Below are 22,124 nucleotides of genomic sequence, written 5' to 3'. Positions count from 1 at the left end.
TCTTGAACTACGCTGATTCTCGACCATTGGGGTTCACAAGGGACGGTTTATTTCATGTATCGATCGGTTTCACTGCGCGCAATAGTCTGTTTAAGCACTCTATTCCCGGCGGCGCTGGTACAAGCGGCGCCGGACGCCGATGTAGAGACCCTGAAACGAGAGCTTCTGGAACTCAAGCAACGTTACGAAGTGCAGCAGAAGGCCCTCGCGGTGCTGGAACAACGGGTTCGCCAAGTGGAGGATCAACCGGCGGCTCCGCCTCCCAAGCGCCTGGCCAAATCACCTGCTGACCTGAAGGGCAATCAACAGGTCGCCGGTACTGGAGCCGGTGCCGCTTCCGGAGGCGCTGCAGGAGGCGCTTCCTATGGCCAGTCCCTCAAGGATGATTCGGAACCGGCACAAAGCGTCAGCAACCTCTACGACGAGGCCAGTGGTTTCTTTGGCGGCGGCAAGTTCAGCGTCGAGACCGGCTTGACCTATGCCCGCTACGATGCCCGCCAACTGACAGTCAACGGCTTCCTGGCGCTGGATTCGATCTTTCTCGGCAACATCAACCTGGACCGGATCAAGTCCGATACCTGGACCCTCGACCTGACCGCGCGCTACAACCTCAACAACCGCTGGCAATTCGATATCAACGCACCCGTGGTCTATCGCGAATCCACCTTCCAATCCGGCGGTGGCGGCGGCTCAGGCACCCAGACCACCGAAGAGTCGGTCACCCGCGACCCGACCCTGGGTGACGTGAACTTCGGGGTGGCCTACAAGTTCCTCGACGAGTCCGAGTTCTGGCCCGACGCGGTGGCAACCTTGCGCGTCAAAGCCCCTACCGGCAAGGACCCATTCGGCATCAAGCTGGTTCGCTCCGCAGGCAACAACAACCTCTACGTGCCTGAAAGCCTGCCCACCGGTAACGGCGTCTGGTCGGTCACCCCCGGGATCTCCCTGGTCAAGACCTTCGATCCGGCCGTGCTGTTCGGGACTCTGGCCTATACCCACAACCTGGAAGAGTCCTTCGATGACATCAGCTCGACAGTGGGCAGCAAGACCCCCGGCAAGGTGCGCCTGGGCGACAGCTTCCAGATCGGCGCCGGTGTCGCCTTTGCGCTCAACGAGAAGATGAGTATGTCCTTCTCGGTTTCCGACCTGGTGCAGCGTAAAAGCAAGCTCAAGCAGGACGGTGGCGACTGGCAGTCGGTGGTCTCCAGCGATGCCAACGCCGGCTACTTCAACGTCGGCATGACGATTGCCGCCTCCGACAACCTGACCATCGTACCCAACCTGTCCATCGGCATGACCGAGGATGCTCCGGCCTTCACCTTCAGCCTGAAATTCCCCTACTACTTCTGACCCACCGGCAAAAACGCCAAGGCCCGCTGCGATTCCCCAATCGCAGCGGGCCTTGGCGTTTCTCCCCGCCCTAGCGGATCTGGTGCTTGTGCAGCAAACGGTAGAAGGTCGGGCGCGAGATCCCCAGGACCCGCGCCGCCACGCTGAGGTTGTCGCTGTGCCGGTTCAACACGTCGCACAGGGCCTGGCGCTCGGCGCGGTGCTTGTAGTCTTCGAGGGTGCCCATGGGCAGGTCCTGGGCCTGCAGGCTGAGCAGGCCCAGGTCGCTGGCCTGGATCTGCCGCCCCTCGGCCAGCACCAGGCCGCGCCGCACCCGGTTGGCCAGTTCGCGGACATTGCCCGGCCAATCATGCTTGCCCATGGCCACCAGGGCATCCTCGCTGAAACTGCGGGGCCGGCGCCCGGTTTCCTGGCTATAGAAGTGGGCAAAATGGCTGGCCAGCATGCCCAGGTCGCCATGGCGCTCGCGCAACGGCGCGGTGATCACTTGCAGCACATTCAGGCGGTAGTAGAGGTCCTCACGGAAGCGCCCGCTGGTAATGGCCGCTTCCAGGTCGACGTGGGTGGCCGCCAGAACCCGCACATCCACCGGAATCGGCTGGCTGCCCCCTACCCGTTCGATGTGCTTTTCCTGCAGGAAGCGCAGCAGATTGGCCTGCAGCTCCAGCGGCAGGTCGCCGATCTCGTCAAGAAACAAGGTGCCGCCATGGGCCGCCTCGATGCGCCCGACCTTGCGTTGATGGGCGCCGGTAAAGGCGCCCTTCTCGTGCCCGAACAGTTCGGACTGGATCAGGTGTTCGGGAATCGCCCCGCAATTGATGGCGACAAAGGGTTTGCCGTGGCGCTGGGACTGACGATGCAGGGTACGCGCCACCAGCTCCTTGCCGGTGCCGCTTTCGCCTCGGATCAGCACGGGCGACTCGGTGGGCGCCAGCTTGCCCAGCAGCTTGCGCAAGTCGCGGATCGGCCGGCTATCGCCCAGCAACTCATGCTCGGGCTGGTCCACATGGATCGAGCCCTGGCCCCGCAGGCGCGCCATGCCGAACGCCCGGCCGAGGGTCACCTGGACCCGCGACACGTCGAACGGCAGGGTGTGGAAGTCGAAAAACCACTCGCAGACGAAATCCCCGACCTTCTGCAGGCGCAGCACTTCCTGGCTCAATACTGCGATCCACTCGGTGCCGCTGCGGCTGATCAGGTCCTTGACCGCCTCCGGGCGCTCCAGGTGAAAAGGCTGCAGGCGCAGCAGGCCGACATCGCAGGAGCGTTCGCGAGCGGACTCCAGGTCACAGCTGTCGACATCCCAGCCAATGGTGCGCAAACCGGGTAACAGGCGATGGCAATCGTCACAGGGATCGACCACCAGCAAACGGCGCTGCACAGGGGCTTCGAGCATGACTGTTCCTTGGCGCCAGGGTATGGAAAAGTTATTAGAAACAGTGATTTGGAAAACCTGGCTGTAACATTAGCAAGAACTTGACGGTGGAATGTATCAATTGCTTATAGCGCTGATTACCAAAGGAACTAACGTGGGACTCCAAGCTGTTCACGAGCGACTGATTGTCGCAGTTGTTTTATCCAGCCCCCGCAACTAAGGGCCCGGCCACAAGGCCTATGCACGAAAGTTGTAAAAACTTGTTTTTCAGTGTGACCCGAGTGCTACCTCGGTGCATCAGTACAAATGACCAGCCGAACGGTAAGCCCAACCGACGGCACATCATTTGATTGGGCACACAGAGAGAAGACCCCATGAACGCCCCGCTCCGTATCAACGAAGCACTTTTGATCGCCGACCGCGCATTCCAACCTTTTCAATGCGTGGCCTGGGCTCCACAGGACGGTAATGGCGAACTCAGCCTGACCGTCATCGACCGCACCAGCACCCGTATTGGCCACACCCAGATTCCCAGCAGTGCCTACTCCGATCCAGCCCAGCTGGAAGACCTGCTCAAACAGGCCCGCGCCGAACTGAGCCAGGACGGTTATACCTTGCAGTCCTGGGCCATGCCCAAGTAAGCGATGCTGTTAACGGATCACCCGAAGGGGTGATCCGTTATTTAAAGCAAACAACTAAGCACCCTATCTATCCTGCCCTCCTCTACAACTTCTACCTTCCGGGTATTAGTTGCTCTTGTCGTTATCCAGCCCGGCTTCCGGTTTCACTTCGAAAGCGCCCTCATTTTTGCCAAGGTCTTCATGCCCGGCCCATCAAGGGGTCGCTGATGCTGTGTGCTCCGGTTTCCAGGCGCCCGGCGATCCGGCGCAGCCAGCCGCCGTCGCTGCGTAGCGTCAGGTCGTACCAGCCGCCACTGCCCTCGCAGGCAAACACCTGGCGCACCTCGCCCCGGGCCGGTACCGCCAAGGTCCATGGGCCCTGCTGGGTGTAGGGGCAGCGATCGATACTGATGACCACCCCGTGTTCCCCCGGATTGCTCAGGGTCAGTTGCAACTGGCTGTTGCTGGTGGTCACCAGCAGTTCGGGCTGCAGGGTTTTCAGGTCGCCGTGGAAACTGCGATGAAACCCGTTGGGGCCCAGGACCCAGAGCTGATAGCGCTCCACCACCGGCCAGCTGTCCTGCAGGGCCTTGCCGGCTTCCACGGTATAGCGGCGGGGAATCTCGCTCAGGTGCAGGCCATCGTAGACATGCAATACCGCCCCTTGCTCCCCAGTGTTCTGCAGGCTCAGCGACAAGGTGCGAGCCTTGGGATCGGCCTGGCTGTCCACATGCAGCCGATAGGGCAAGGCCCGGGAAGGCCGGGCCAGGCGCTGCTGCTGCGGCGCCAGTTGCTGGCCGGCCGAGGGCAGCGGTACCGGCAGCAGTTTTTCCTGGCGCTGGCGCAGGCTGTCGGCGGCCTGGCGGGTAGTGGTCTGCAGCGCGGGAAGGGTTTCGTGGTTGGGGTCGGCAAAGTTGAACGCCGAGGTCAGGTCGCCGCAGACTGCCCGCCGCCAGGCGCTGATGTTCGGCTCTCGCACGCCAAAGCGTTTCTCGAGAAATTGCAGCACCGAGGTATGGTCGAACACTTGCGAGTTGACCCAGCCACCACGGCTCCAGGGCGACAGCACCAGCATCGGCACCCGCGGCCCCGGCCCGTATACGCCGCCATCGGGCAAGGGTTGCTGGGTCGAGCCCGCCGGGGCCGGGTGGGTGAACAGTTCGCTGTCGAAACCCAGGGTGGACTTGCCGGCAAAGCTGCCGTCCTTGCGCCGCGAAGGCGCCGAGGGCGACGGCATATGGTCGAAGAAACCGTCGTTTTCATCGTAGGTCACCAGCAGTACCGTCTTGCTCCAGACCTCGGGGTTGCTGGTCAAGGCCAGGAGAATTTCCTGGGTGAACCAGCCGCCCTGCACCGGGCTCGAAGGCCCGGGATGCTCGGAATAGGCTGCCGGCGCGACAATCCAGCTGACCTGGGGCAGCTTGCCGGCCTGCACGTCGTTGCGAAACCCGCCAATGATGGTCTCCAGGTTGCTGCCGCTGCTGGCCGGCAGGGTATTGCCATTGCCCTTGTACAGCGGCGCCACAGCGTTGAGCCCGTCGCTGTAGGGCACGAAGGCATTGAAATCCTTCGGCGGCTGGGCCGGGTTGCCGACCTGCACGCTGGCGGCCCGGTACTGCCGGAACCCCGCCAGCGGGTTGTCGCCGAAGTTGTCCGGCAGGTGCTGGTACACCTTCCAGCTCACGCCCTGCTCTTCCAGGCGCTCGGGGTAAGTCTTCCAGCTGTAGCCGACATTCACCGGCCCCGGGCCGTCCCATTCGTTGACCACCGCCGCCACCTTGGCTGCGCTCGCGCCATTGCTGCCAGTCCAGAGGAACAGCCGGTTGGGGTTGGTGCCGGCGTGCACCGAGCAGTGGTAGGCGTCACACAGGGTGAAGGTGTTGGCCAGGGCGAACTGGAAAGGCAGTTCCTGCTCGCGGTAGTAGCCCATGGAGGTATTGGTCTTGTAGGTCGGCCAGGCGCTGATACGCCCCTCGCCCCAGGCCGAGTGGGCGTCCGCCCAGGAATGCGGGGTGCCGCTGACGCGCTGGGCGTTGCCCTTGCTGCTGTCCAGGTGATAAGGCATCACCAGCCGGCCCTTGCCCTGTTGCTCCCACACTTCCCGTTGACCGGTCTGGGGGATGGTGAAGCGGTCACTGAAGCCGCGTACCCCGGGAAAGGTGCCGAAGTAGTGGTCGAACGAACGGTTTTCCTGCATCAGGATCACCACGTGCTCGACGTCCTTGATGGTCCCGGTCCGATTGTTCGCCGGTATCGCCAGGGCCTGGCGGATGGATGCCGGCAATGAGGAAAAGAAAGTACCGATGGCGGCCGCTTGCAAGAGCTTCCTGCGTGTAAGACTGGGCATGGGTTATTGAGTCCTTATGGTTGCAGCGCGATATATAACGCTGCCCCCAAGGTATTGGTCGCAAATAACAATGCAGTGACATTGCCATTGCAGTTGGTTCATGAAACGTACAACTACCCGCCACTGCCCTACCTTGCCAGTTCGGCAATAACTCATTGCCAGGTAACGCAGGAAGAATATTTCATGAATAAAACACCCGAGTTCAAGAAACGCCCGGTACATTTCGCCGGCGCCTTAACTTTGCGCTGGCGAAATGCACTATTGAATGGGCCAGAAAACAGGCTTCGCACACTCCCTGGGCTGTATCCGTTTTACCGGAGAAAGCACAGTGCTATTGAAGGCTATCGGCTACTTCATTGCGCTGGACCCGCAGCGGGTTGAATAGCAGGCGAATGAACTGCGGATCTCGGGCCAGTTTGTAATCTTCACCGACAAAGTATTCTTTGGCGGCCGGGTCATTCTTGCCGATATATAAGATCCAGGCCGTGGTAATACCGGCAAACTCATCTTCCCTGACGCTTCTGACCGGGCTGAAATGGGTGGCGTTATGGGCGGTTGCGCTCCAGCCCGGCACGGCTTTGATCAGCCCGCCCTGCCACAGCCTTGGCCAGGCCCAGGCCGGGACCACTACGTCCGCTGCGCCGGTGAGCACCAGGGTCGGTGTCTTTACCGTGGAGCCAAGGCCGATCGGCCCGGGTTCGATCGGCAGCGAGCCGATATAGCGCAACTGCGGGTCGATGCCCTTCAAGGTCTCTGGCAAGAGGCTTGCCGATAGAATCGATGCGCCTCCTCCCGCCGAATGCCCCGCCACAATGGTGCGCGACAGGTCGACCTTGCCGAACAGTGGCGAGGTCGGGTCCTGGTTGAGCTTGCTCAGTTCCAGGGCGCCGAGCACATGCATGGTGGGGGCGGTGTTGATGAAGTCCGAGGAGATGATCACGATGAAGCCGTAGCTCGCCCACAGCCGCAGCAGATCTGTGTACTGCCCCTGGTTGGAAAGAATGCCGCCGACGAAGTTGACCACTGGCAACTTGTCCAATTGCTTGATATTGGACGGGTAATAGACACTGGTGGAGATCGGATTGGAGAATCCGTAAGGAAAGGACTGATTGCATTGCAGGCTGTTATCCAACAGCATGATCCGCGCCAATACCCCCAACAACCCACGGCAATCACTTAGAACAGCATTGGTGCTGACTGCATAGGGCCCCGGAGACTTGGCATATTGATCATTGGCCAGCCCAAATGCCGGAACCAGTTGCGAAGCAATAGCCAACTTGCCCCAAATAACCAACATCATGGCCAGGCCGAACTTTGTAGCCAGGTTGCGAATCCACTTCATCGATAATTCCTTTATCTGTCTGCTTTCCCTGCAGGACCGAATACCTGTACCTGGCCATGCTCCCTATATTGCAAATATCTTCAAACTTGCAGTGCACGTCATTCAACTGCAATAGCGCTGAAACATTCTCTGCTTAGTTGCATTGAATGCGTTCGCGACCCTAGATCAGGACAAATTCGCAGGTCAATGACTATTTAACATCCGGGCCGTGATAAACCCGGGCTACAACGCCCGGGGCCTATCCCCTGGCCTCGGGCATCACAGCTGGCACCCCGTGGATGGGCGGGCTAGACCAGCCCGCCAAAACGCCGGTAGTAGCTTTCGCCGACATCCGGCAACGGGCCATCGGCGTTCTCCAGGGCAGTGGCCAGCCATTCTTCGGCCCGGGCCTGGATCAGGCGATAGATGTTGCGACACAACTGGCGCGCCGCGCGGCCTTCCCAATCCCCGGGCAGCAGTTCGTCGGGCAGTTGCGGATCGCGCAGCAGCAGCTTGCGGTACTCATGAATCAGCAGCAGCCGGGCCAGGAAGCAATCCTGGGGCTGCAACTGCTCCTGCTCGCGCAGGGCCTGCCAGAGCGGGCGGAACAGCTGGATGAACTCGCTGTAGTGGGCTGCCAGTTCATCGATGTTCCAGCTTTCCCGCACTTGCAGGCGCAGGGCCCTGGAACCCAGGACATCCTGGGGCGTGGTCTCGAAGACGATGGTGTCTTCCTGGGCACCAAGCTCCGCCAGGGTGGCGTTGATATCGGCCCGATCACTGCGCGGGCAGGCCAGCAGTACCGGCGACATGGCGCCGAACCCCTGCCATTCCAGCTCTTCGCGCACCTGCTTGCGCAACTCGACAGACAGTTGCGAGAGCATCACCAGGCACCAGGCGCCGTCCCAGGCCGGCACTCCGGCGCTGTACACGCGCTTGAAGGCTTTGTCAAAGCGCCGGCGCCCGGTCAGGGTCAGGCTGTAGTAACTGCGCCGGCCGACCTTTTCAGCGCTCAGCCAGCCCTCTTTGCTCAGGCGGAAGATCGAGGTGCGGATCAAACGCTCGTTGATCCCCATGGGCTCCAGCAACTGAATCAGGCTGCCCAGCCACACCGTGCCGCCGTGGGGCTCGATGGCATCGCCGTACAGGGTGATGATCAGCGAACTGGCGCGGATCGGAGTCTGCTCCTGGAAACGTTTGATCAGGTGGTTCAGTGGCGCTAGGGACGACATGGATGTACCGGTAAAAAAGGAAGGAATATAGCGGGTTTCAGGCAGCTATAGCGCCCGGGCAGGTTCATGGGCGAGCCTTGGGGCGCAGCGCACTGTTGCCGATTCGCGGGCGTCCGGGCTCTGCCTCCCGCAGCGGCTCGCAAGGCCGCATCTGCTCCAGGCAACGCCTGGCCAGCTGTTGGTATTCGCGGGTCCCCGCCTGCTTCCAGGCCAGCTCCGCATCACTGAGCGGGCGGCTGACCCGGGCCGGCGTACCCATGATCAGCGACTGTGGCGCACACTCGAAGCCGGCCTTGACAAAGGCTGCCGCGGAAACGATGCAACGGGGCGCGATATGCGCGTTGTCCATCACCACCGCATTCATGCCCACCAGGGCGTCGGCGCCAATTCGACAGCCATGCAGGACAGCGCCATGACCTATATGGCCGTTGCGCTCGACCACCGTATCGCTGTCGGGAAAACCATGCATCACACACGTATCCTGCAGGTTTGCCCCCTCCTCCAGAACGATCCGCCCAAAATCGCCCCGCAAGCTGGCCAACGGGCCGACGTAACAATGGGCGCCGACAATCACATCACCAATCAGCACCGCTGAAGGGTGCACATAAGCGCTGGGGTCGACCACCGGGGTCAATCCATCGAGGCTGTAACAGGTCATGGAGAGGTTCCTTGAAGAACACGTCATCTGAAAGCAGGAAATACGATGAACTGCGGATGGCAGTTTGTATCAGATTATTGGCCAGGCACAAGACCGGCGCCGCCGCAATCAGCCAGCCTGGCTGCTCCACAAAGACTTGTCAGTCCCGTATTTATCAACACCTTAGGCAGCCTGGAGGCTTTTGTCGTGAGCCTGTGGCTACAAAAAAAGCTGGACCGACATTCAAAATCAAGACACATTAAATTAACGTAGCTATTGTTTTTATGTATCACATTGGCGATATACTCGACGAAAACCGGCCAACCAGCCGACCCGACAATCGAGCCGACCACCGGCCACCCCGAGGACATTCACCATGCCTCAACGCCTTGCCTCCACGCCTGTCGGTGGTGTTCGCCTGATCGCCCAGCACAGAGCGCCCCGCCCATGAACTTCACCACCATCCTGTTCTCCATCAGCGAGGGCGTGGCCCTTCTCAGCCTCAACCGCCCCGAACAGCTCAACAGCTTCAACCCGACGATGCACCGCGAGGTTCAGGCAGCCCTGGACCTGGTGCGCAATGACCCGCAGGTGCGGGTCCTGCTGCTGACCGGGGAAGGCCGGGGCTTCTGTGCCGGGCAAGACCTGGGCGAGCGCACCGTGGCACCCGGCGGCGCCGCGCCGGACCTGGGGGCCTCCATCGAAACCTTCTACAACCCCCTGGTGCGGGCCCTGCGGGACCTGCCGCTGCCGGTGATCTGCGCGGTCAACGGGGTGGCCGCCGGGGCCGGGGCCAACCTGCCCCTGGCCTGCGATCTGGTACTGGCCGCACGCTCGGCAAGCTTTATCCAGGCCTTCTGCAAGCTCGGGCTGGTTCCCGATTCCGGCGGTACCTGGCTGCTGCCGCGCCTGGTGGGCATGGCCCGGGCCAAGGCCCTGGCCCTGCTCGGCAACCGCCTGAGTGCCGAACAGGCCGAGCAGTGGGGCCTGATCTACCAGTGCGTGGATGATGCCCAACTGCGGGACCAGGCCCTGAGCCTGGCCCGGCACCTGGCTACCCAACCCACCTACGGCCTGGGCCTGATCAAGCGCAGCCTCAATGCCAGCCTGCACAACAGCTTCGATGAGCAACTGGACCTGGAGCGCGACCTGCAACGCCTGGCCGGGTGCAGCGAGGACTACCGCGAAGGCGTCAGCGCCTTCATGGATAAACGCAGCCCCGTGTTCAAGGGCTGCTGACCACGGCGACTCCAAGGAGGCCCCTGCATGACTGAACATGACGCCATGGAACTGGCCCGGCGCTGCGCCCGGACCCTGTTCGAACGTGACCCGGCAAGCAACGCCCTGGGCATGCGCCTGTTGTCGGTGGCGCCCGGTGCGGCGCGCCTGGGCATGAGCGTGCGGGCCGACATGCTGCAGGGCCACGGCACCTGCCACGGCGGCCTGATCTTCACCCTCGCCGATTCGGCCTTCGCCATTGCCTGCAACAGCCATGACCGGGCCACGGTGGCCCTGGGTTGCAGCATCGAGTACATCGCCCCGGCGCAGTTGGGCGACACGCTGACCGCCGACTGCCATGAACAGAACCGCGGCGGCCGCACCGGCCACTACGCGGTGCGCGTGGAAAACCAGCAGGGCCGGCTCATCGCCCTGCTCCAAGGCAAATCCTACCAAGTGCACGGCCCGGTGCTGACACAGGAGACCTCCCATGAATGACCCACTGCTCATCGATGCCGTCCGTATCCTCATTGGCAGCGCCGGGGCCGCTACGCGCTGTGCACCATGTGCATCGGTGTCGACCCGGGCATCGCGCTGATCAGCGAGCGGCTGCAAGCACAGTAAAAAGACTCCCCCGGGGCTCGCCTGCGCCCCGGGGCATGCACTCAGAGCCCGCCCGCCGGCGGGCTACAAGACAACAACAATTCGAGTGACACCATGAACATGCCGATTGCCGGAACCGTGCCCGACGCGCTGCTGGACCCGATGGAAACCGCCAGCATCGACCACCTGCGCCAGCACCAGCTGGAACGCCTGCGCTGGAGCCTGAACCACGCCTACGACAGGGTCCCGCTGTACCGCCAGCGCTTCGACCAGCTCGGGGTGCACCCCCAGGACATCAAGCGCCTGGAAGACCTGGCGCACCTGCCCTTCACGACCAAGGCCGATCTGCGCGACCACTACCCCTATGGCATGTTCGCCGTGCCCATGGACCAGGTGGTACGCCTGCACGCCTCCAGCGGCACCACCGGCAAGCCCACGGTGGTCGGCTACACCCGCAACGACATCGACACCTGGGCGCAGGTGGTGGCGCGCTCGATCCGCGCCGCCGGCGGCCGGCCCGGGGACAAGGTGCATATTTCCTACGGCTACGGCCTGTTCACCGGCGGCCTGGGGGCGCACTACGGCGCCGAACGCCTGGGCTGCACGGTGATCCCCATGTCCGGCGGCCAGACCGAGAAGCAGGTGCAACTGATCAAGGATTTCCAGCCGGACATCATCATGGTCACCCCCTCCTACATGCTCAACATCGCCGACGAGATCGAGCGCCAGGGCCTGGACCCGCACCAGTTGGCGCTGCGCCTGGGAATCTTCGGTGCCGAACCCTGGACCGACGAACTGCGCAGTGCCATCGAACAGCGCCTGGGCATCACTGCCCTGGACATCTACGGGCTGTCGGAAATCATCGGCCCCGGGGTGGCCATGGAATGCGCGCAGACCCGCGACGGCCCTACCCTCTGGGAGGATCACTTCTACCCGGAAATCATCGATCCGATCACCGGCCAGGTACTGGCCGATGGCGAACTGGGCGAGCTGGTGCTCACCTCCCTGACCAAGGAAGCGCTGCCGATGATCCGCTATCGCACCCGCGACCTGACCCGGCTGTTGCCGGGCACGGCGCGGCCCATGCGGCGCATCGACAAGATCACCGGGCGCAGCGACGACATGCTGATCATCCGCGGGGTCAACGTGTTCCCCACCCAGGTCGAAGAGCAGGTGCTGAAGGTCGGGCAACTGGCCCCCTGCTACGAGATCCACCTGTACCGCCACGGCAACCTCGACAGCGTTGACATCCACGTCGAGCTCAAGCCTGAGCACCAGCAACTGGGGGACGAGCAGCAGCGGGCCCTCTGCGGCGATCTCAGCCGCCACATAAAGACCCATATCGGTATCAGCTCGCGTATCGTTTTGCAGCCGGCATTCAGCATCAAGCGCTCCGAAGGCAAGGCTTGCCGGGTAATCGACAAACGCAACCGCTAATCCATCCTTCCTGGAAGCCCCGCTGATGCGGGGCTTTTTTTTGCCTTGGCAAAGGCCCAGGGGGGCAATGCGATACCAAAATCAAACATGACACGTTATTTTATGTTTGATATTAATTTGCGTATCACATATAAACATTCCCATGCCCAGCCACACCTTCACACCGGGAGACGCCACATGTACGCACAGCTGGTAGAAACGGGGGTCAAGCGCGTCACGCCACTGGCCGAGATGTCCGAACAGGAACGCAGCTTCCAGCAAAGGATCGACGACGAGATCAAGATCGAAGCCAAGAACTGGATGCCCGAGGCCTACCGCCAGACCCTGATCCGGCAGATCTCCCAGCACGCCCATTCGGAAATCGTCGGCATGCTGCCCGAAGGCAACTGGGTCACCCGTGCCCCGACCTTCAAGCGCAAGCTGCAACTGATGGCCAAGATCCAGGACGAAGCCGGCCACGGCCTGTACCTGTACAGCGCCATGGAAACCCTGGGGGCCGACCGCGACGAAGAAGTGACCCGGCTGCACAGCGGCAAGGCCAAGTATTCGAGCATCTTCAACTACCCGACCCTGAACTGGGCCGACATGGGCGCCGTGGGCTGGCTGGTGGATGGCGCGGCCATCGTCAACCAGGTGGTGCTGCAACGCACCTCCTACGGCCCCTACTCCCGGGCCATGGTGCGCATCTGCAAGGAAGAGAGCTTCCACCAGCGCCAGGGCTACGAAATCCTCCTGACCATGATGCGCGAGGGCAACCAGGCACAGCGGGACATGGTCCAGGACGCCATCAACCGTCTCTGGTGGCCGGCCCTGATGATGTTCGGCCCCAGCGACGAACACTCCCCCAACAGTGCCCAGTCCATGGCCTGGAAGATCAAGCGCCAGAGCAACGACGAACTGCGCCAGCGCTTCATCGACCAGACCATCCCGCAACTGGAGTTGCTGGGCTGCACCTGCCCCGACCCGGAGCTTGCGTGGAACGCCGAGCGCGGCCATTACGACTTTGGCGAAATCCAGTGGGAAGAATTCTACGAAGTGCTCAAGGGCAACGGCCCGTGCAACCAGGAACGCCTGGACACCCGCCGCCAGGCCATCGAGGACGGCGCCTGGGTGCGGGCTGCCGCCGTGGCCCACGCCGCCCGGAAGGCCGCTCGCGACGCCGCCTGAGAGCCCGTTCACCCCCGGCCATGGCCCCCAGGGGCAATGGCCCTCCAGCCCTGATGTGGAGTCACTGCAATGTCTGAATGGACCCTCTACGAGGTTTTCGTGCGCAGCAAGCACGGCCTCAACCACAAGCATGTCGGCAGCGTGCACGCCACCGATGCCCCGATGGCCATGGCCAACGCCCGCGACCTCTACACCCGGCGCAGCGAAGGCGTGAGCCTGTGGGTGGTGCCGTCGGCGCAGATCGTCGCCTCCTCGCCGGACGAAAAGGAGCCGCTGTTCGACCCGGCGGACGACAAGGTCTACCGCCACGCCAGCTTCTATCAGTTGCCCCCCGAAGTCGGACACATGTGAGGCCGGCCATGAACCCTGCAAACGATCTGCTCAACCACCTGCTGCGCCTGGGCGACAGTGCCCTGGTCCAGGGCCAGCGCCTGTGCGAATGGTGCGGCCGGGCCCCGGCCCTGGAAGAAGAACTGGCACTGATGAACGTCGGTCTCGACCTGGTGGGCCAGGCCCGCAACTGGCTGGACTATGCCGCCGAACTGCTGGCGGACGGGCGGGATGCCGACCATCTGGCCTTTCGCCGCGACGAACGCGCCTACCGCAACCTGCTGCTGGTGGAACAACCCAATGGCGACTTCGCGGTGACCATGCTCAAGCAGTTCTTCTACGACGCCTGGCACCTGGAAACCCTTCGTGGCCTGTGCCTTTCCAGCGATCCACGCATCGCCGGGGTCGCCGCCAAGGCGTTCAAGGAAGTCACCTACCACCTGCGTCGCTCCAGCGAATGGGTCGAGCGCCTGGGGGATGGCACCGAGGAAAGCCACCGGCGCATGCTCCAGGCCCTGCCGCGGCTGTGGCGCTTTACCGGAGAACTGATCGCCACCGATCCTGCGGAGAACGCGTTGCACCAGGCCGGGCTGCTGGCAGACCCGGCTCAGGTCGCCACCGCCTGGCAGGACAGGGTCGCCGCGGTGTTCGCCCGGGCCACCCTGCCTGTGCCCGAAGCGCCCAGCCACTTCTACCTGGATGCGCGCAAAGGCCTGCATACCGAACACCTGGGCCTGCTGCTGGCCCAGATGCAATCACTGCCGCGAGCCTATCCCGATGCGGTCTGGTGAGCTGATCGGCAGCGACCTGGGGGCACGCGACCCGTTGCCCGGGGACCTGGACACCGCCTGGGCCACCCTCGACCGGGTCATGGACCCGGAAGTGCCGGTGGTCAGCGTGCTCGACCTGGGCATCGTGCGCCACCTCGACTGGCACCAGGGGCACCTGCAGGTGGCGGTCACCCCGACCTACTCCGGCTGCCCGGCCACCGAGGTGATCGAAAGCGACATCCGCCAGGCCCTGGAACGCGCCGGCTTCAAGGCCCCCAGGCTGCTGCGCCAGCTGACCCCGGCCTGGACCACCGACTGGATCACCGAGCGCGGGCGCCAGCGTCTGCAGGCCTACGGCATTGCACCGCCCTCGGGCAGCAGCAAGCGCAGCCTGCTGGGAGAAACGCCCCAGGTGCTCTGCCCGCAATGCGGCAGCGCCCACAGCGAGCGCCTCAGCGAGTTCGGCTCCACCGCCTGCAAGGCCCTGTATCGCTGCCGTGATTGCCTGGAACCCTTCGACTACTTCAAGTGCATCTGAGCGGCCCGGCGCCGCAGTGGAGAACCACCATGAGCCAGTTCCACCGCCTGACCATCAAGGACCTGCGCAATGAAACCCGCGACGCGGTGTCCATCGCCTTCGAGGTTCCCCCGCACCTGCAACAGCAGTTCCAATTCACCCAGGGCCAGCACCTGGTGCTGCGCATCGAGCTTGAAGGCGAGGAGGTGCGCCGCTCCTATTCGATCTGCACCGGGGTCAACGACGGTGAACTGCGCATCGCGGTCAAGCGCGTGGCCGGCGGGCGTTTCTCGGCCTTCGCCAATGAACGATTGCAGCCCGGCCACAGCCTGGACGTGATGCCCCCGGCCGGGCGTTTCCATGTGGAGCTGGACCCGGCGCGGCGCGGCCATTACCTGGCGGTGGCGGCCGGCAGCGGCATCACGCCGATCCTGTCGATCATCAAGAGCACCCTGCAAACCGAGCCCCACAGCCGGGTCACCCTGCTCTACGGCAACCGCTCCAGCAACTCGGCGCTGTTTCGCGAACAGCTTGAGGACCTGAAGAACCGCTACCTGCAGCGGCTGAACCTGATGTTCGTGTTCAGTCGCGAACGGCAGGACATCGACCTGTACAACGGGCGCATCGACCAGGACAAGTGCCAGCAGCTGTTTTCCCGCTGGCTCGACGTCCAGCAACTGGAGGCCGCGTTCATCTGCGGCCCCCAGGCCATGACCGAAACCGTGCGCGACAGCCTCAAGGCTGCCGGCATGCCGGCCGAGCGCATCCACTTCGAGCTGTTCCACGCCGGCAGCGACGGGCACAAGCGCCAGGCCCGGGAAACCGCCCATGCCCTGGATGCCCGGCACAGCCGGGTCACCGTCATCAGCGACGGCCGCGCCCTGGCCTTCGACCTGCCGCGCAACAGCCAGAGCATTCTCGACGCCGGCAACGCCCAGGGCGCCGAACTGCCCTACTCGTGCAAGGCCGGAGTCTGCTCCACCTGCAAATGCAAGGTCATCGAAGGCGAAGTGGAAATGGACAGCAACCACGCCCTGGAAGACTACGAAGTCGCGGCCGGCTACGTCCTCTCCTGCCAATCGTTCCCGCTCAGCGACAAGGTGGTACTGGACTTCGACCAGCTCTGACTCCGGCGCTCCCCGCAGCCGCCCGTAGCCGCTGCCGAGCCCCAGCGAAGCTGCGAAAGGCCGCGCAGCGCCTTCACGTGCCAGCAACAACAAAAACAAGAGAACGCGCCATGACCCCACAACAGATCGCCCGCATCACCCGCCATCCGGACTTCATCCAGCTGGTGCGGCGCAAGCAGCGCCTCTACTGGTCGCTGACCCTGATCATGCTCCTGGCCTACTACGGCTTCGTACTGCTGGTGGCTTTCCACCCCGGGCTGCTGGGGCGCTCGTTGGCCGGCGGAGCCACCAGCGTCGGCATGCCGGTGGGCGTGGCTATGATCGGCCTGGCCTTTGCCCTCACCGGCTTCTACGTCTACCGCAGCAACCGCCTGCTGGACCCGCTGAACGACAAGCTCAAGCGCGAGTGCCAGCCATGAAGCGCCTGCTCGCTCTATTTCTGCTGCCCTGCCTGCTGGCCACCGACCTGGCCCTGGCGGCCGACACGCCGGCGCGGCCATTGAACTGGAACGCCATCGGCATGTTCCTGGTGTTTGTCCTGATGACCCTCGGCATCACCCGCTGGGCCGCCCGGCGCACCCGCTCCGCCAGCGACTTCTATACCGCCGGTGGCGGCATGAGCGGCATGCAGAATGGCCTAGCGATCGCCGGCGACATGATTTCCGCGGCGTCCTTCCTCGGCATCTCGGCAATGATGTTCCTCAATGGCTACGACGGTCTGTTGTACGCCCTGGGGGTGCTGGCCGGCTGGCCGATCATCCTGTTCCTGATCGCCGAACGCCTGCGCAACCTGGGCAAGTACACCTTCGCCGACGTGGTGTCCTATCGCCTGGCCCAGACGCCGGTGCGCCTGACCTCGGCCTTCGGCACCCTGAGCGTGGCGCTGATGTACCTGGTGGCGCAGATGGTCGGCGCCGGCAAGCTGATCGAGCTGCTGTTCGGCATCAGCTACCTCTATGCGGTGATGCTGGTGGGCCTGCTGATGGTCTGCTACGTGACCTTCGGCGGCATGCTGGCCACCACCTGGGTACAGATCATCAAGGTGCTGATGCTGCTCTCGGGCACCAGCTTCATGGCCTTCATGGTGCTCAAGCACTTCGGCTTCAGCAGCGAGGCGCTGTTCGCCCAGGCCAGCGCGGTGCACGCCAAGGGCAGCGCGATCATGGCCCCGGGTGGGTTGCTGTCGAACCCCATCGATGCCATTTCCCTGGGGCTGGGCATGATGTTCGGCACCGCCGGCCTACCGCACATCCTCATGCGCTTCTTCACCGTCAGCGATGCCCGGGAAGCGCGCAAGAGCGTGTTCTACGCCACCGGTTTCATCGGCTACTTCTACCTGCTGCTGATCATTGTCGGATTCGGCGCCATCGTCATGGTCGGTACCGAGCCCCAGTACCGCGATGCCGGCGGCGCGATCATCGGCGGCGCCAACATGGTTGCCGTACACCTGGCCCAGGCAGTGGGCGGCAACCTGTTCCTGGGCTTCATCTCGGCCGTGGCCTTCGCCACCATCCTGGCGGTGGTGGCCGGGCTGGCGCTGTCCGGCGCCTCGGCGGTCTCCCACGACCTGTACGCCTGCGTGCTGCGCAAGGGCCAGGCCAGCACCCGGCAGGAAATGCGCGTCTCGCGGATCGCCACCCTGTGCATCGGGGTGCTGGCGGTGCTGCTGGGGCTGTTGTTCGAATCGCAGAACATTGCCTTTCTCTCGGGGCTGGTGCTGGCCATCGCCGCTTCGGTGAATTTCCCGGTGCTGTTTCTTTCCATGTTCTGGAAAGGCCTCACCACTCGCGGCGCGGTGGGCGGCAGCCTGGCTGGCCTGGTCTCGGCGATTGTGCTGCTGATGCTCAGCCCGGCGGTCTGGGTCAATGTGCTGCATCACCCCCAGGCGCTGTTTCCCTATGCCAACCCGGCGCTGTTTTCCATGAGCCTGGCGTTCTTCTGTGCCTGGGCCTTCTCCGTCAGCGACCGCTCGCCCCGGGCCGAACTGGAGCGCGGGCGCTACCTGGCGCAGTTCATCCGTTCCATGACCGGCATTGGCGCATCCGGCGCCACTCATCACTGACCCCATCCATGAGCGCGGGCTGCCGCGCTCGAACCCGGTTCACCCTCTGGAGGAATCCCCATGCCACAGGCTCCTACCCTGCAAAGCTTCATCGCCGGCCGCTGGTTCGGCCAGCATCCGGCCCAGTCACTGCGCAGCACCATCGATGGGCATGAAGTGGCGCACACCCACGAGGAGGCCCCGGACTTCGCCGAGGCCCTGGCCTTTGGTCGCCATCAGGGCGGCAAGGCCTTGCTGGCCCTGGATTTCCAGCAGCGGGCCCAGCACCTCAAGGCCCTGGCGCTGTATCTGAGCGAGCGCAAGGAGCAGCTCTATGCCCTGTCCCATCACAGCGGCGCGACGCGGGCCGACAGCTGGATCGATATCGAGGGCGGCAACAGCACCCTGTTCAGCTACGCCGGCCTCGGCGCCCGGGAACTGCCGTCGGGCAACCTGTTGCACGAAGGCCCGGCGCAATCCCTGAGCAAGCTCGGCAGCTTTGCCGGCAGCCACATCCTGGTGCCCCGGGGTGGGGTGGCGGTGCACATCAACGCCTTCAACTTTCCGATCTGGGGCATGCTGGAAAAATTCGCCCCGTGCTTCCTCGCCGGCATGCCCTGCATCGTCAAGCCGGCCAGCGCCACCAGTTACCTGACCGAGGCCGCGGTGCGGCTGATGCATGAATCGGGGCTGCTGCCCGAAGGCAGCCTGCAATTGGTGATAGGCGCTACCGGCGACCTGCTGGACCGCCTGCAAGGCCAGGACCTGGTGACCTTCACCGGGTCCGCCAGCACCGCCGGACGACTGCGGGCCAACCCGAACCTGATCCGTCATTCGGTACCCTTCAATGCCGAGGCCGACTCGCTGAACTGCGCGATCCTGGCCCCGGACGTAAGCCCGGACGACGAGGAATTCGAGCTGTTCATCAAGGAAGTGGCACGGGAAATGACGGTCAAGGCCGGGCAGAAGTGCACCGCCATCCGCCGCGCCATCGTCCCCGCCAAACAACTGGATGCGGTGGCCACCAGGTTGCGCGAGCGCCTGTCGAAGGTGGTGGTGGGCGACCCGGCAGTGGAAGGCGTGCGCATGGGCGCCCTGGCCTCCCATGAGCAGCAGCGCGATGTGGCCGAGCGCCTGCAAAGCCTGCTGCACAGCAGCGACCTGCTGTTCGGTGCCCGGGACGGCTTCGAGCCCCGAGGCACAAACGTCAGCCAGGGCGCGTTCTTCGCCCCGACCCTGTTGCTGGCGCGCGATCCCATGGCCGAGGGCGGCGCCCACGACATCGAAGCCTTTGGCCCGGTCAGCACCCTGATGGCCTATGACGACCTGGACCAGGCACTGGAGCTGGCCTCTCGCGGCAAGGGCAGCCTGGTGGCCAGCCTGGTCACCAAGAGCCCGGCCATTGCCGCCCAGGTCATTCCCCGGGCTGCGGCCTGGCACGGTCGCTTGCTGGTGCTGGACCGCCACTGTGCTGGCGAATCCACCGGCCACGGCTCGCCCCTGCCACAGCTCAAGCATGGCGGCCCGGGCCGCGCCGGGGGTGGCGAAGAGCTGGGGGGCCTGCGGGCGGTCAAGCATTACCTGCAACGGGCGGCGATCCAGGGCTCGCCAAGCATGCTGGCGGCGGTAACCGGCGAGTACGTGCGCGGTGCCCAGATGATCGAAACCGAGGTCCACCCCTTCCGCCGGCACTTCCAGGACCTGCGGATCGGCGAATCCCTGCTGACCCACCGGCGCACCGTGACCGAGGCCGACCTGGTGAACTTCGGTTGCCTGTCGGGGGACCATTTCTATATGCACTTCGACGAGATTGCCGCCAGGGAGTCGCAGTTCGGCAAGCGCATCGCCCATGGCTACTTCGTGCTCTCGGCGGCGGCCGGGCTGTTCGTTTCCCCGGGCCCCGGCCCGGTGCTGGCCAACTACGGCCTGGACACCCTGCGCTTCATCACCCCGGTGGGCATTGGCGACACCCTGCAGGCGCGCCTGACCTGCAAGCGCAAGATCGACCAGGGCAAGCTCAGCCCCCAGGGCACGCCGCAAGGAGTGGTGGCCTGGGATGTGGAAGTCAGCAACCAGCTGGGCGAGGTGGTGGCCAGCTACGACATCCTGACCCTGGTGGCCAAGCGTACTGAGTGAAGCCCTTGAAGACCGCGCAAGACTCGAGGCCCTCTTCGCCGGCAAGCCGGCTCCTACAACAGTTTTGCGCCGCCAGCCCCCCGTAGGAGCTGGCTTGCCAGCGAAGGCGTGCTTGAGGACTACGCAAGGCTCAAGGCCCTCTTCGCCGGCAAGCCGGCTCCTACGGAAGGTCGTGCACTGGCGGCCGCTGGGGCGCTGGCGAAGTTTGTCGCAAAAGATTTCATCAATTCTTGATTCTCAATCCGCCATGGGGCAAGTTGCGCGCTTCTCACTACAAGGAGCCGCCAATGTCCGGTTCAATGGCCCAGGCGTTCGCCCACAATTTTCTCGGCCAATCACCCCGCTGGTACAAGGCAAGCATTGTCGCGTTCCTGTTGCTCAACCCTCTGCTGTTCTTCGCTGTCAGCCCGGCCGCCGCCGGCTGGTGCCTGGTGATCGAATTCATCTTCACCCTGGCCATGGCCCTCAAGTGCTACCCCTTGATGCCCGGCGGCCTGCTGCTGGTGCAGGCACTGGTGCTGGGCATGACCACGCCCCAGGCGCTGTATGACGAGCTGGTGCACAACTTCCCGGTGATCCTGCTGCTGATGTTCATGGTGGCCGGCATCTACTTCATGAAGGAGTTGCTGCTCTACCTGTTCTCCCGGCTGCTGCTGGGGGTGCGCTCCAAGGCGCTGCTGGGCCTGCTGTTCTGCTTTCTCTCGGCCTTCCTCTCGGCCTTTCTCGACGCCCTGACCGTCACCGCGGTGATCATCAGCGCCGCGGTAGGCTTCTATTCGGTGTATCACCGGGTGGCGTCCGGCAATGACCCGCGCCAGGACAGCGCCTTCGCCGACGACCAACAGTTGCCAGCCCTGCATCATGACGACCTGGAGCAGTTCCGCGCCTTCCTGCGCAGCCTGCTGATGCATGGCGCCGTGGGCACCGCCCTGGGCGGCGTGTGCACCCTGGTGGGGGAACCGCAGAACCTGCTGATCGGCCATGAAATGGGCTGGCACTTCGCCGATTTCTTCAGCAAGGTGGCACCGGTTTCGATGCCGGTCCTGGCGGCTGGCCTGGTGACCTGCGTACTGCTGGAGAAGCTGCGCTGGTTCGGCTACGGCACCCTGCTGCCGGACAACGTGCGCCAGGTGCTGGCCAACTACGCCGCCGAGGACGATGCCCAGCGCACCTCGCGCCAGCGCGCGGCCCTGCTGGTGCAGGGGCTGGCGGCACTGATCCTGATCGTCGCCCTGGCCCTGCATGTGGCCGAGGTCGGACTGATCGGCCTGCTGGTGATCGTACTGATCACCGCCTTTACCGGGATCACCGACGAGCACCGCCTGGGCAACGCGTTCAAGGACGCCATGCCCTTCACCGCCCTGCTGGTGGTGTTCTTTGCCGTGGTGGCAGTGATTCACCAGCAACAGCTGTTCACCCCGCTGATCCAGTGGGTGCTGGCGCTGCCGGCGGACCAGCAGCCGGGCATGCTGTTCATTGCCAATGGCCTGCTCTCGGCCATCAGCGACAATGTGTTCGTAGCCACCATCTACATCACCGAAGTGAAACAGGCCTTCATCTCCGGGCAGATGAGCCGCGAGCACTTCGAAACCCTGGCGATCGCCATCAATACCGGTACCAACCTGCCGAGCGTGGCCACGCCCAACGGCCAGGCGGCCTTCCTGTTCCTGCTGACCTCGGCGATTGCGCCGCTGGTACGCCTGTCCTACGGACGGATGGTGTGGATGGCCCTGCCCTACACCGTGGTGATGGGGCTGCTGGGCTGGTACGCGGTGAGCTACTGGTTGTAACCGCCGCTTGGGGCGCCCCGGGACTGCAGGTGGGGCGCAATGGGTGCAGGACTGGGGGCCTGTCTCTTCTCCACACCTTCTCTTCTCCACGTCTGCCGCTGCCGAT

General features: G+C 63.9%; 19 protein-coding genes. 14 read left to right on the top strand and 5 right to left on the bottom strand.

The genetic code is table 11. The features are described from left to right. Positions 1–54 precede the first annotated feature (54 nt). Positions 55–1,350 carry a fibril amyloid transporter FapF gene (gene fapF / locus AC1RCO_RS05120; RefSeq protein ID WP_065364109.1) on the top strand — a complete coding sequence of 432 codons (1,296 nt, stop codon included), beginning with the start codon at positions 55–57 and terminating at the stop codon, positions 1,348–1,350. A gap of 70 nt (positions 1,351–1,420) precedes the next feature. Here the strand turns inward: fapF and AC1RCO_RS05115 are convergent, their stop codons facing one another. Beyond that, positions 1,421–2,746, bottom strand: a complete 1,326-nt coding sequence (locus AC1RCO_RS05115) for a sigma-54 dependent transcriptional regulator (protein WP_492617465.1) — start codon at positions 2,744–2,746, stop codon at positions 1,421–1,423. A gap of 353 nt (positions 2,747–3,099) precedes the next feature. Here AC1RCO_RS05115 and AC1RCO_RS05110 point away from each other — a divergent pair, with 353 nt between their 5' ends. Further along, positions 3,100–3,366 carry a DUF1652 domain-containing protein gene (locus AC1RCO_RS05110; RefSeq protein WP_015635695.1) on the top strand — a complete coding sequence of 89 codons (267 nt, stop codon included), beginning with the start codon at positions 3,100–3,102 and terminating at the stop codon, positions 3,364–3,366. A 178-nt stretch (positions 3,367–3,544) separates the two neighbouring features. On the opposite strand, the gene AC1RCO_RS05105 is transcribed toward AC1RCO_RS05110, so the two are convergent. The 4 genes from AC1RCO_RS05105 to paaY all read right to left on the bottom strand — a co-directional run bounded on the left by AC1RCO_RS05105 (position 3,545) and on the right by paaY (position 8,903). Further along, positions 3,545–5,692: a phosphocholine-specific phospholipase C gene (locus AC1RCO_RS05105; RefSeq protein ID WP_011061413.1), complete on the bottom strand. Its 2,148-nt coding sequence runs from the start codon at positions 5,690–5,692 to the stop codon at positions 3,545–3,547. Between the two features lie 331 nt (positions 5,693–6,023). Beyond that, the gene (locus tag AC1RCO_RS05100) at positions 6,024–7,034 is read right to left on the bottom strand and encodes a poly(ethylene terephthalate) hydrolase family protein (RefSeq protein WP_011061414.1); all 1,011 of its coding nucleotides are present in this window, start codon (positions 7,032–7,034) and stop codon (positions 6,024–6,026) included. Between the two features lie 287 nt (positions 7,035–7,321). Further along, positions 7,322–8,245: a phenylacetic acid degradation operon negative regulatory protein PaaX gene (gene paaX, locus AC1RCO_RS05095; protein WP_011061415.1), complete on the bottom strand. Its 924-nt coding sequence runs from the start codon at positions 8,243–8,245 to the stop codon at positions 7,322–7,324. A gap of 64 nt (positions 8,246–8,309) precedes the next feature. After that, entirely contained in the window at positions 8,310–8,903 is a 594-nt protein-coding gene (gene paaY, locus AC1RCO_RS05090) for a phenylacetic acid degradation protein PaaY (RefSeq protein ID WP_011061416.1), read from the bottom strand. Between the two features lie 426 nt (positions 8,904–9,329). Here paaY and paaG point away from each other — a divergent pair, with 426 nt between their 5' ends. The 12 genes from paaG to nhaB all read left to right on the top strand — a co-directional run bounded on the left by paaG (position 9,330) and on the right by nhaB (position 22,018). Next, the gene (gene paaG / locus AC1RCO_RS05085; RefSeq protein ID WP_123473423.1) at positions 9,330–10,121 is read left to right on the top strand and encodes a 2-(1,2-epoxy-1,2-dihydrophenyl)acetyl-CoA isomerase PaaG; all 792 of its coding nucleotides are present in this window, start codon (positions 9,330–9,332) and stop codon (positions 10,119–10,121) included. A 27-nt stretch (positions 10,122–10,148) separates the two neighbouring features. After that, positions 10,149–10,598 carry a hydroxyphenylacetyl-CoA thioesterase PaaI gene (gene paaI / locus AC1RCO_RS05080; RefSeq protein WP_011061418.1) on the top strand — a complete coding sequence of 150 codons (450 nt, stop codon included), beginning with the start codon at positions 10,149–10,151 and terminating at the stop codon, positions 10,596–10,598. Between the two features lie 219 nt (positions 10,599–10,817). After that, positions 10,818–12,140: a phenylacetate--CoA ligase PaaK gene (paaK, locus tag AC1RCO_RS05075; RefSeq protein WP_011061419.1), complete on the top strand. Its 1,323-nt coding sequence runs from the start codon at positions 10,818–10,820 to the stop codon at positions 12,138–12,140. 177 nt (positions 12,141–12,317) lie between these two features. Then, positions 12,318–13,307, top strand: coding sequence for a 1,2-phenylacetyl-CoA epoxidase subunit PaaA (paaA, locus tag AC1RCO_RS05070; protein WP_401400139.1), 990 nt, complete (start codon positions 12,318–12,320; stop codon positions 13,305–13,307). A gap of 69 nt (positions 13,308–13,376) precedes the next feature. Next, positions 13,377–13,658 carry a 1,2-phenylacetyl-CoA epoxidase subunit PaaB gene (paaB, locus tag AC1RCO_RS05065; RefSeq protein ID WP_065364113.1) on the top strand — a complete coding sequence of 94 codons (282 nt, stop codon included), beginning with the start codon at positions 13,377–13,379 and terminating at the stop codon, positions 13,656–13,658. Between the two features lie 8 nt (positions 13,659–13,666). Next, entirely contained in the window at positions 13,667–14,428 is a 762-nt protein-coding gene (gene paaC, locus AC1RCO_RS05060; protein WP_011061422.1) for a 1,2-phenylacetyl-CoA epoxidase subunit PaaC, read from the top strand. Next, the gene (gene paaD, locus AC1RCO_RS05055; protein ID WP_011061423.1) at positions 14,415–14,945 is read left to right on the top strand and encodes a 1,2-phenylacetyl-CoA epoxidase subunit PaaD; all 531 of its coding nucleotides are present in this window, start codon (positions 14,415–14,417) and stop codon (positions 14,943–14,945) included. Before paaC ends, paaD begins: the two co-directional genes overlap by 14 nt. 29 nt (positions 14,946–14,974) lie before the next feature. Continuing rightward, positions 14,975–16,051, top strand: coding sequence for a 1,2-phenylacetyl-CoA epoxidase subunit PaaE (gene paaE, locus AC1RCO_RS05050; protein WP_492617464.1), 1,077 nt, complete (start codon positions 14,975–14,977; stop codon positions 16,049–16,051). A gap of 110 nt (positions 16,052–16,161) precedes the next feature. Beyond that, entirely contained in the window at positions 16,162–16,470 is a 309-nt protein-coding gene (locus AC1RCO_RS05045) for a DUF485 domain-containing protein (RefSeq protein ID WP_011061425.1), read from the top strand. Next, entirely contained in the window at positions 16,467–18,113 is a 1,647-nt protein-coding gene (locus AC1RCO_RS05040) for a cation acetate symporter (RefSeq protein WP_492617463.1), read from the top strand. The genes AC1RCO_RS05045 and AC1RCO_RS05040 overlap by 4 nt, the downstream gene beginning before the upstream one ends. A 60-nt stretch (positions 18,114–18,173) precedes the next feature. Then, positions 18,174–20,228 carry a phenylacetic acid degradation bifunctional protein PaaZ gene (paaZ, locus tag AC1RCO_RS05035; protein WP_492617462.1) on the top strand — a complete coding sequence of 685 codons (2,055 nt, stop codon included), beginning with the start codon at positions 18,174–18,176 and terminating at the stop codon, positions 20,226–20,228. Between the two features lie 287 nt (positions 20,229–20,515). Then, on the top strand, positions 20,516–22,018 hold the full coding sequence (gene nhaB / locus AC1RCO_RS05030; RefSeq protein WP_019093618.1) for a sodium/proton antiporter NhaB: 1,503 nt from the start codon (positions 20,516–20,518) through the stop codon (positions 22,016–22,018). Positions 22,019–22,124: the final 106 nt, after the last annotated feature.

The sequence above is a fragment of the Pseudomonas sp. GW823-FHT03E05 genome (genome assembly GCF_058796855.1).
The sequence above is the reverse complement of the archived record's forward strand: the minus strand, read 5'-3'. Positions and strand labels throughout refer to the sequence as shown.

What these genes read in the sequence shown, in the direction of transcription:
- fapF (WP_065364109.1), top strand. Translation starts at nt 55, where the DNA reads ATGTATCGATCGGTTTCACTGCGCGCAATAGTCTGTTTAAGCACTCTA.
- AC1RCO_RS05115 (WP_492617465.1), bottom strand. Translation starts at nt 2,746, where the DNA reads ATGCTCGAAGCCCCTGTGCAGCGCCGTTTGCTGGTGGTCGATCCCTGT.
- AC1RCO_RS05110 (WP_015635695.1), top strand. Translation starts at nt 3,100, where the DNA reads ATGAACGCCCCGCTCCGTATCAACGAAGCACTTTTGATCGCCGACCGC.
- AC1RCO_RS05105 (WP_011061413.1), bottom strand. Translation starts at nt 5,692, where the DNA reads ATGCCCAGTCTTACACGCAGGAAGCTCTTGCAAGCGGCCGCCATCGGT.
- AC1RCO_RS05100 (WP_011061414.1), bottom strand. Translation starts at nt 7,034, where the DNA reads ATGAAGTGGATTCGCAACCTGGCTACAAAGTTCGGCCTGGCCATGATG.
- paaX (WP_011061415.1), bottom strand. Translation starts at nt 8,245, where the DNA reads ATGTCGTCCCTAGCGCCACTGAACCACCTGATCAAACGTTTCCAGGAG.
- paaY (WP_011061416.1), bottom strand. Translation starts at nt 8,903, where the DNA reads ATGACCTGTTACAGCCTCGATGGATTGACCCCGGTGGTCGACCCCAGC.
- paaG (WP_123473423.1), top strand. Translation starts at nt 9,330, where the DNA reads ATGAACTTCACCACCATCCTGTTCTCCATCAGCGAGGGCGTGGCCCTT.
- paaI (WP_011061418.1), top strand. Translation starts at nt 10,149, where the DNA reads ATGACTGAACATGACGCCATGGAACTGGCCCGGCGCTGCGCCCGGACC.
- paaK (WP_011061419.1), top strand. Translation starts at nt 10,818, where the DNA reads ATGAACATGCCGATTGCCGGAACCGTGCCCGACGCGCTGCTGGACCCG.
- paaA (WP_401400139.1), top strand. Translation starts at nt 12,318, where the DNA reads ATGTACGCACAGCTGGTAGAAACGGGGGTCAAGCGCGTCACGCCACTG.
- paaB (WP_065364113.1), top strand. Translation starts at nt 13,377, where the DNA reads ATGTCTGAATGGACCCTCTACGAGGTTTTCGTGCGCAGCAAGCACGGC.
- paaC (WP_011061422.1), top strand. Translation starts at nt 13,667, where the DNA reads ATGAACCCTGCAAACGATCTGCTCAACCACCTGCTGCGCCTGGGCGAC.
- paaD (WP_011061423.1), top strand. Translation starts at nt 14,415, where the DNA reads ATGCGGTCTGGTGAGCTGATCGGCAGCGACCTGGGGGCACGCGACCCG.
- paaE (WP_492617464.1), top strand. Translation starts at nt 14,975, where the DNA reads ATGAGCCAGTTCCACCGCCTGACCATCAAGGACCTGCGCAATGAAACC.
- AC1RCO_RS05045 (WP_011061425.1), top strand. Translation starts at nt 16,162, where the DNA reads ATGACCCCACAACAGATCGCCCGCATCACCCGCCATCCGGACTTCATC.
- AC1RCO_RS05040 (WP_492617463.1), top strand. Translation starts at nt 16,467, where the DNA reads ATGAAGCGCCTGCTCGCTCTATTTCTGCTGCCCTGCCTGCTGGCCACC.
- paaZ (WP_492617462.1), top strand. Translation starts at nt 18,174, where the DNA reads ATGCCACAGGCTCCTACCCTGCAAAGCTTCATCGCCGGCCGCTGGTTC.
- nhaB (WP_019093618.1), top strand. Translation starts at nt 20,516, where the DNA reads ATGTCCGGTTCAATGGCCCAGGCGTTCGCCCACAATTTTCTCGGCCAA.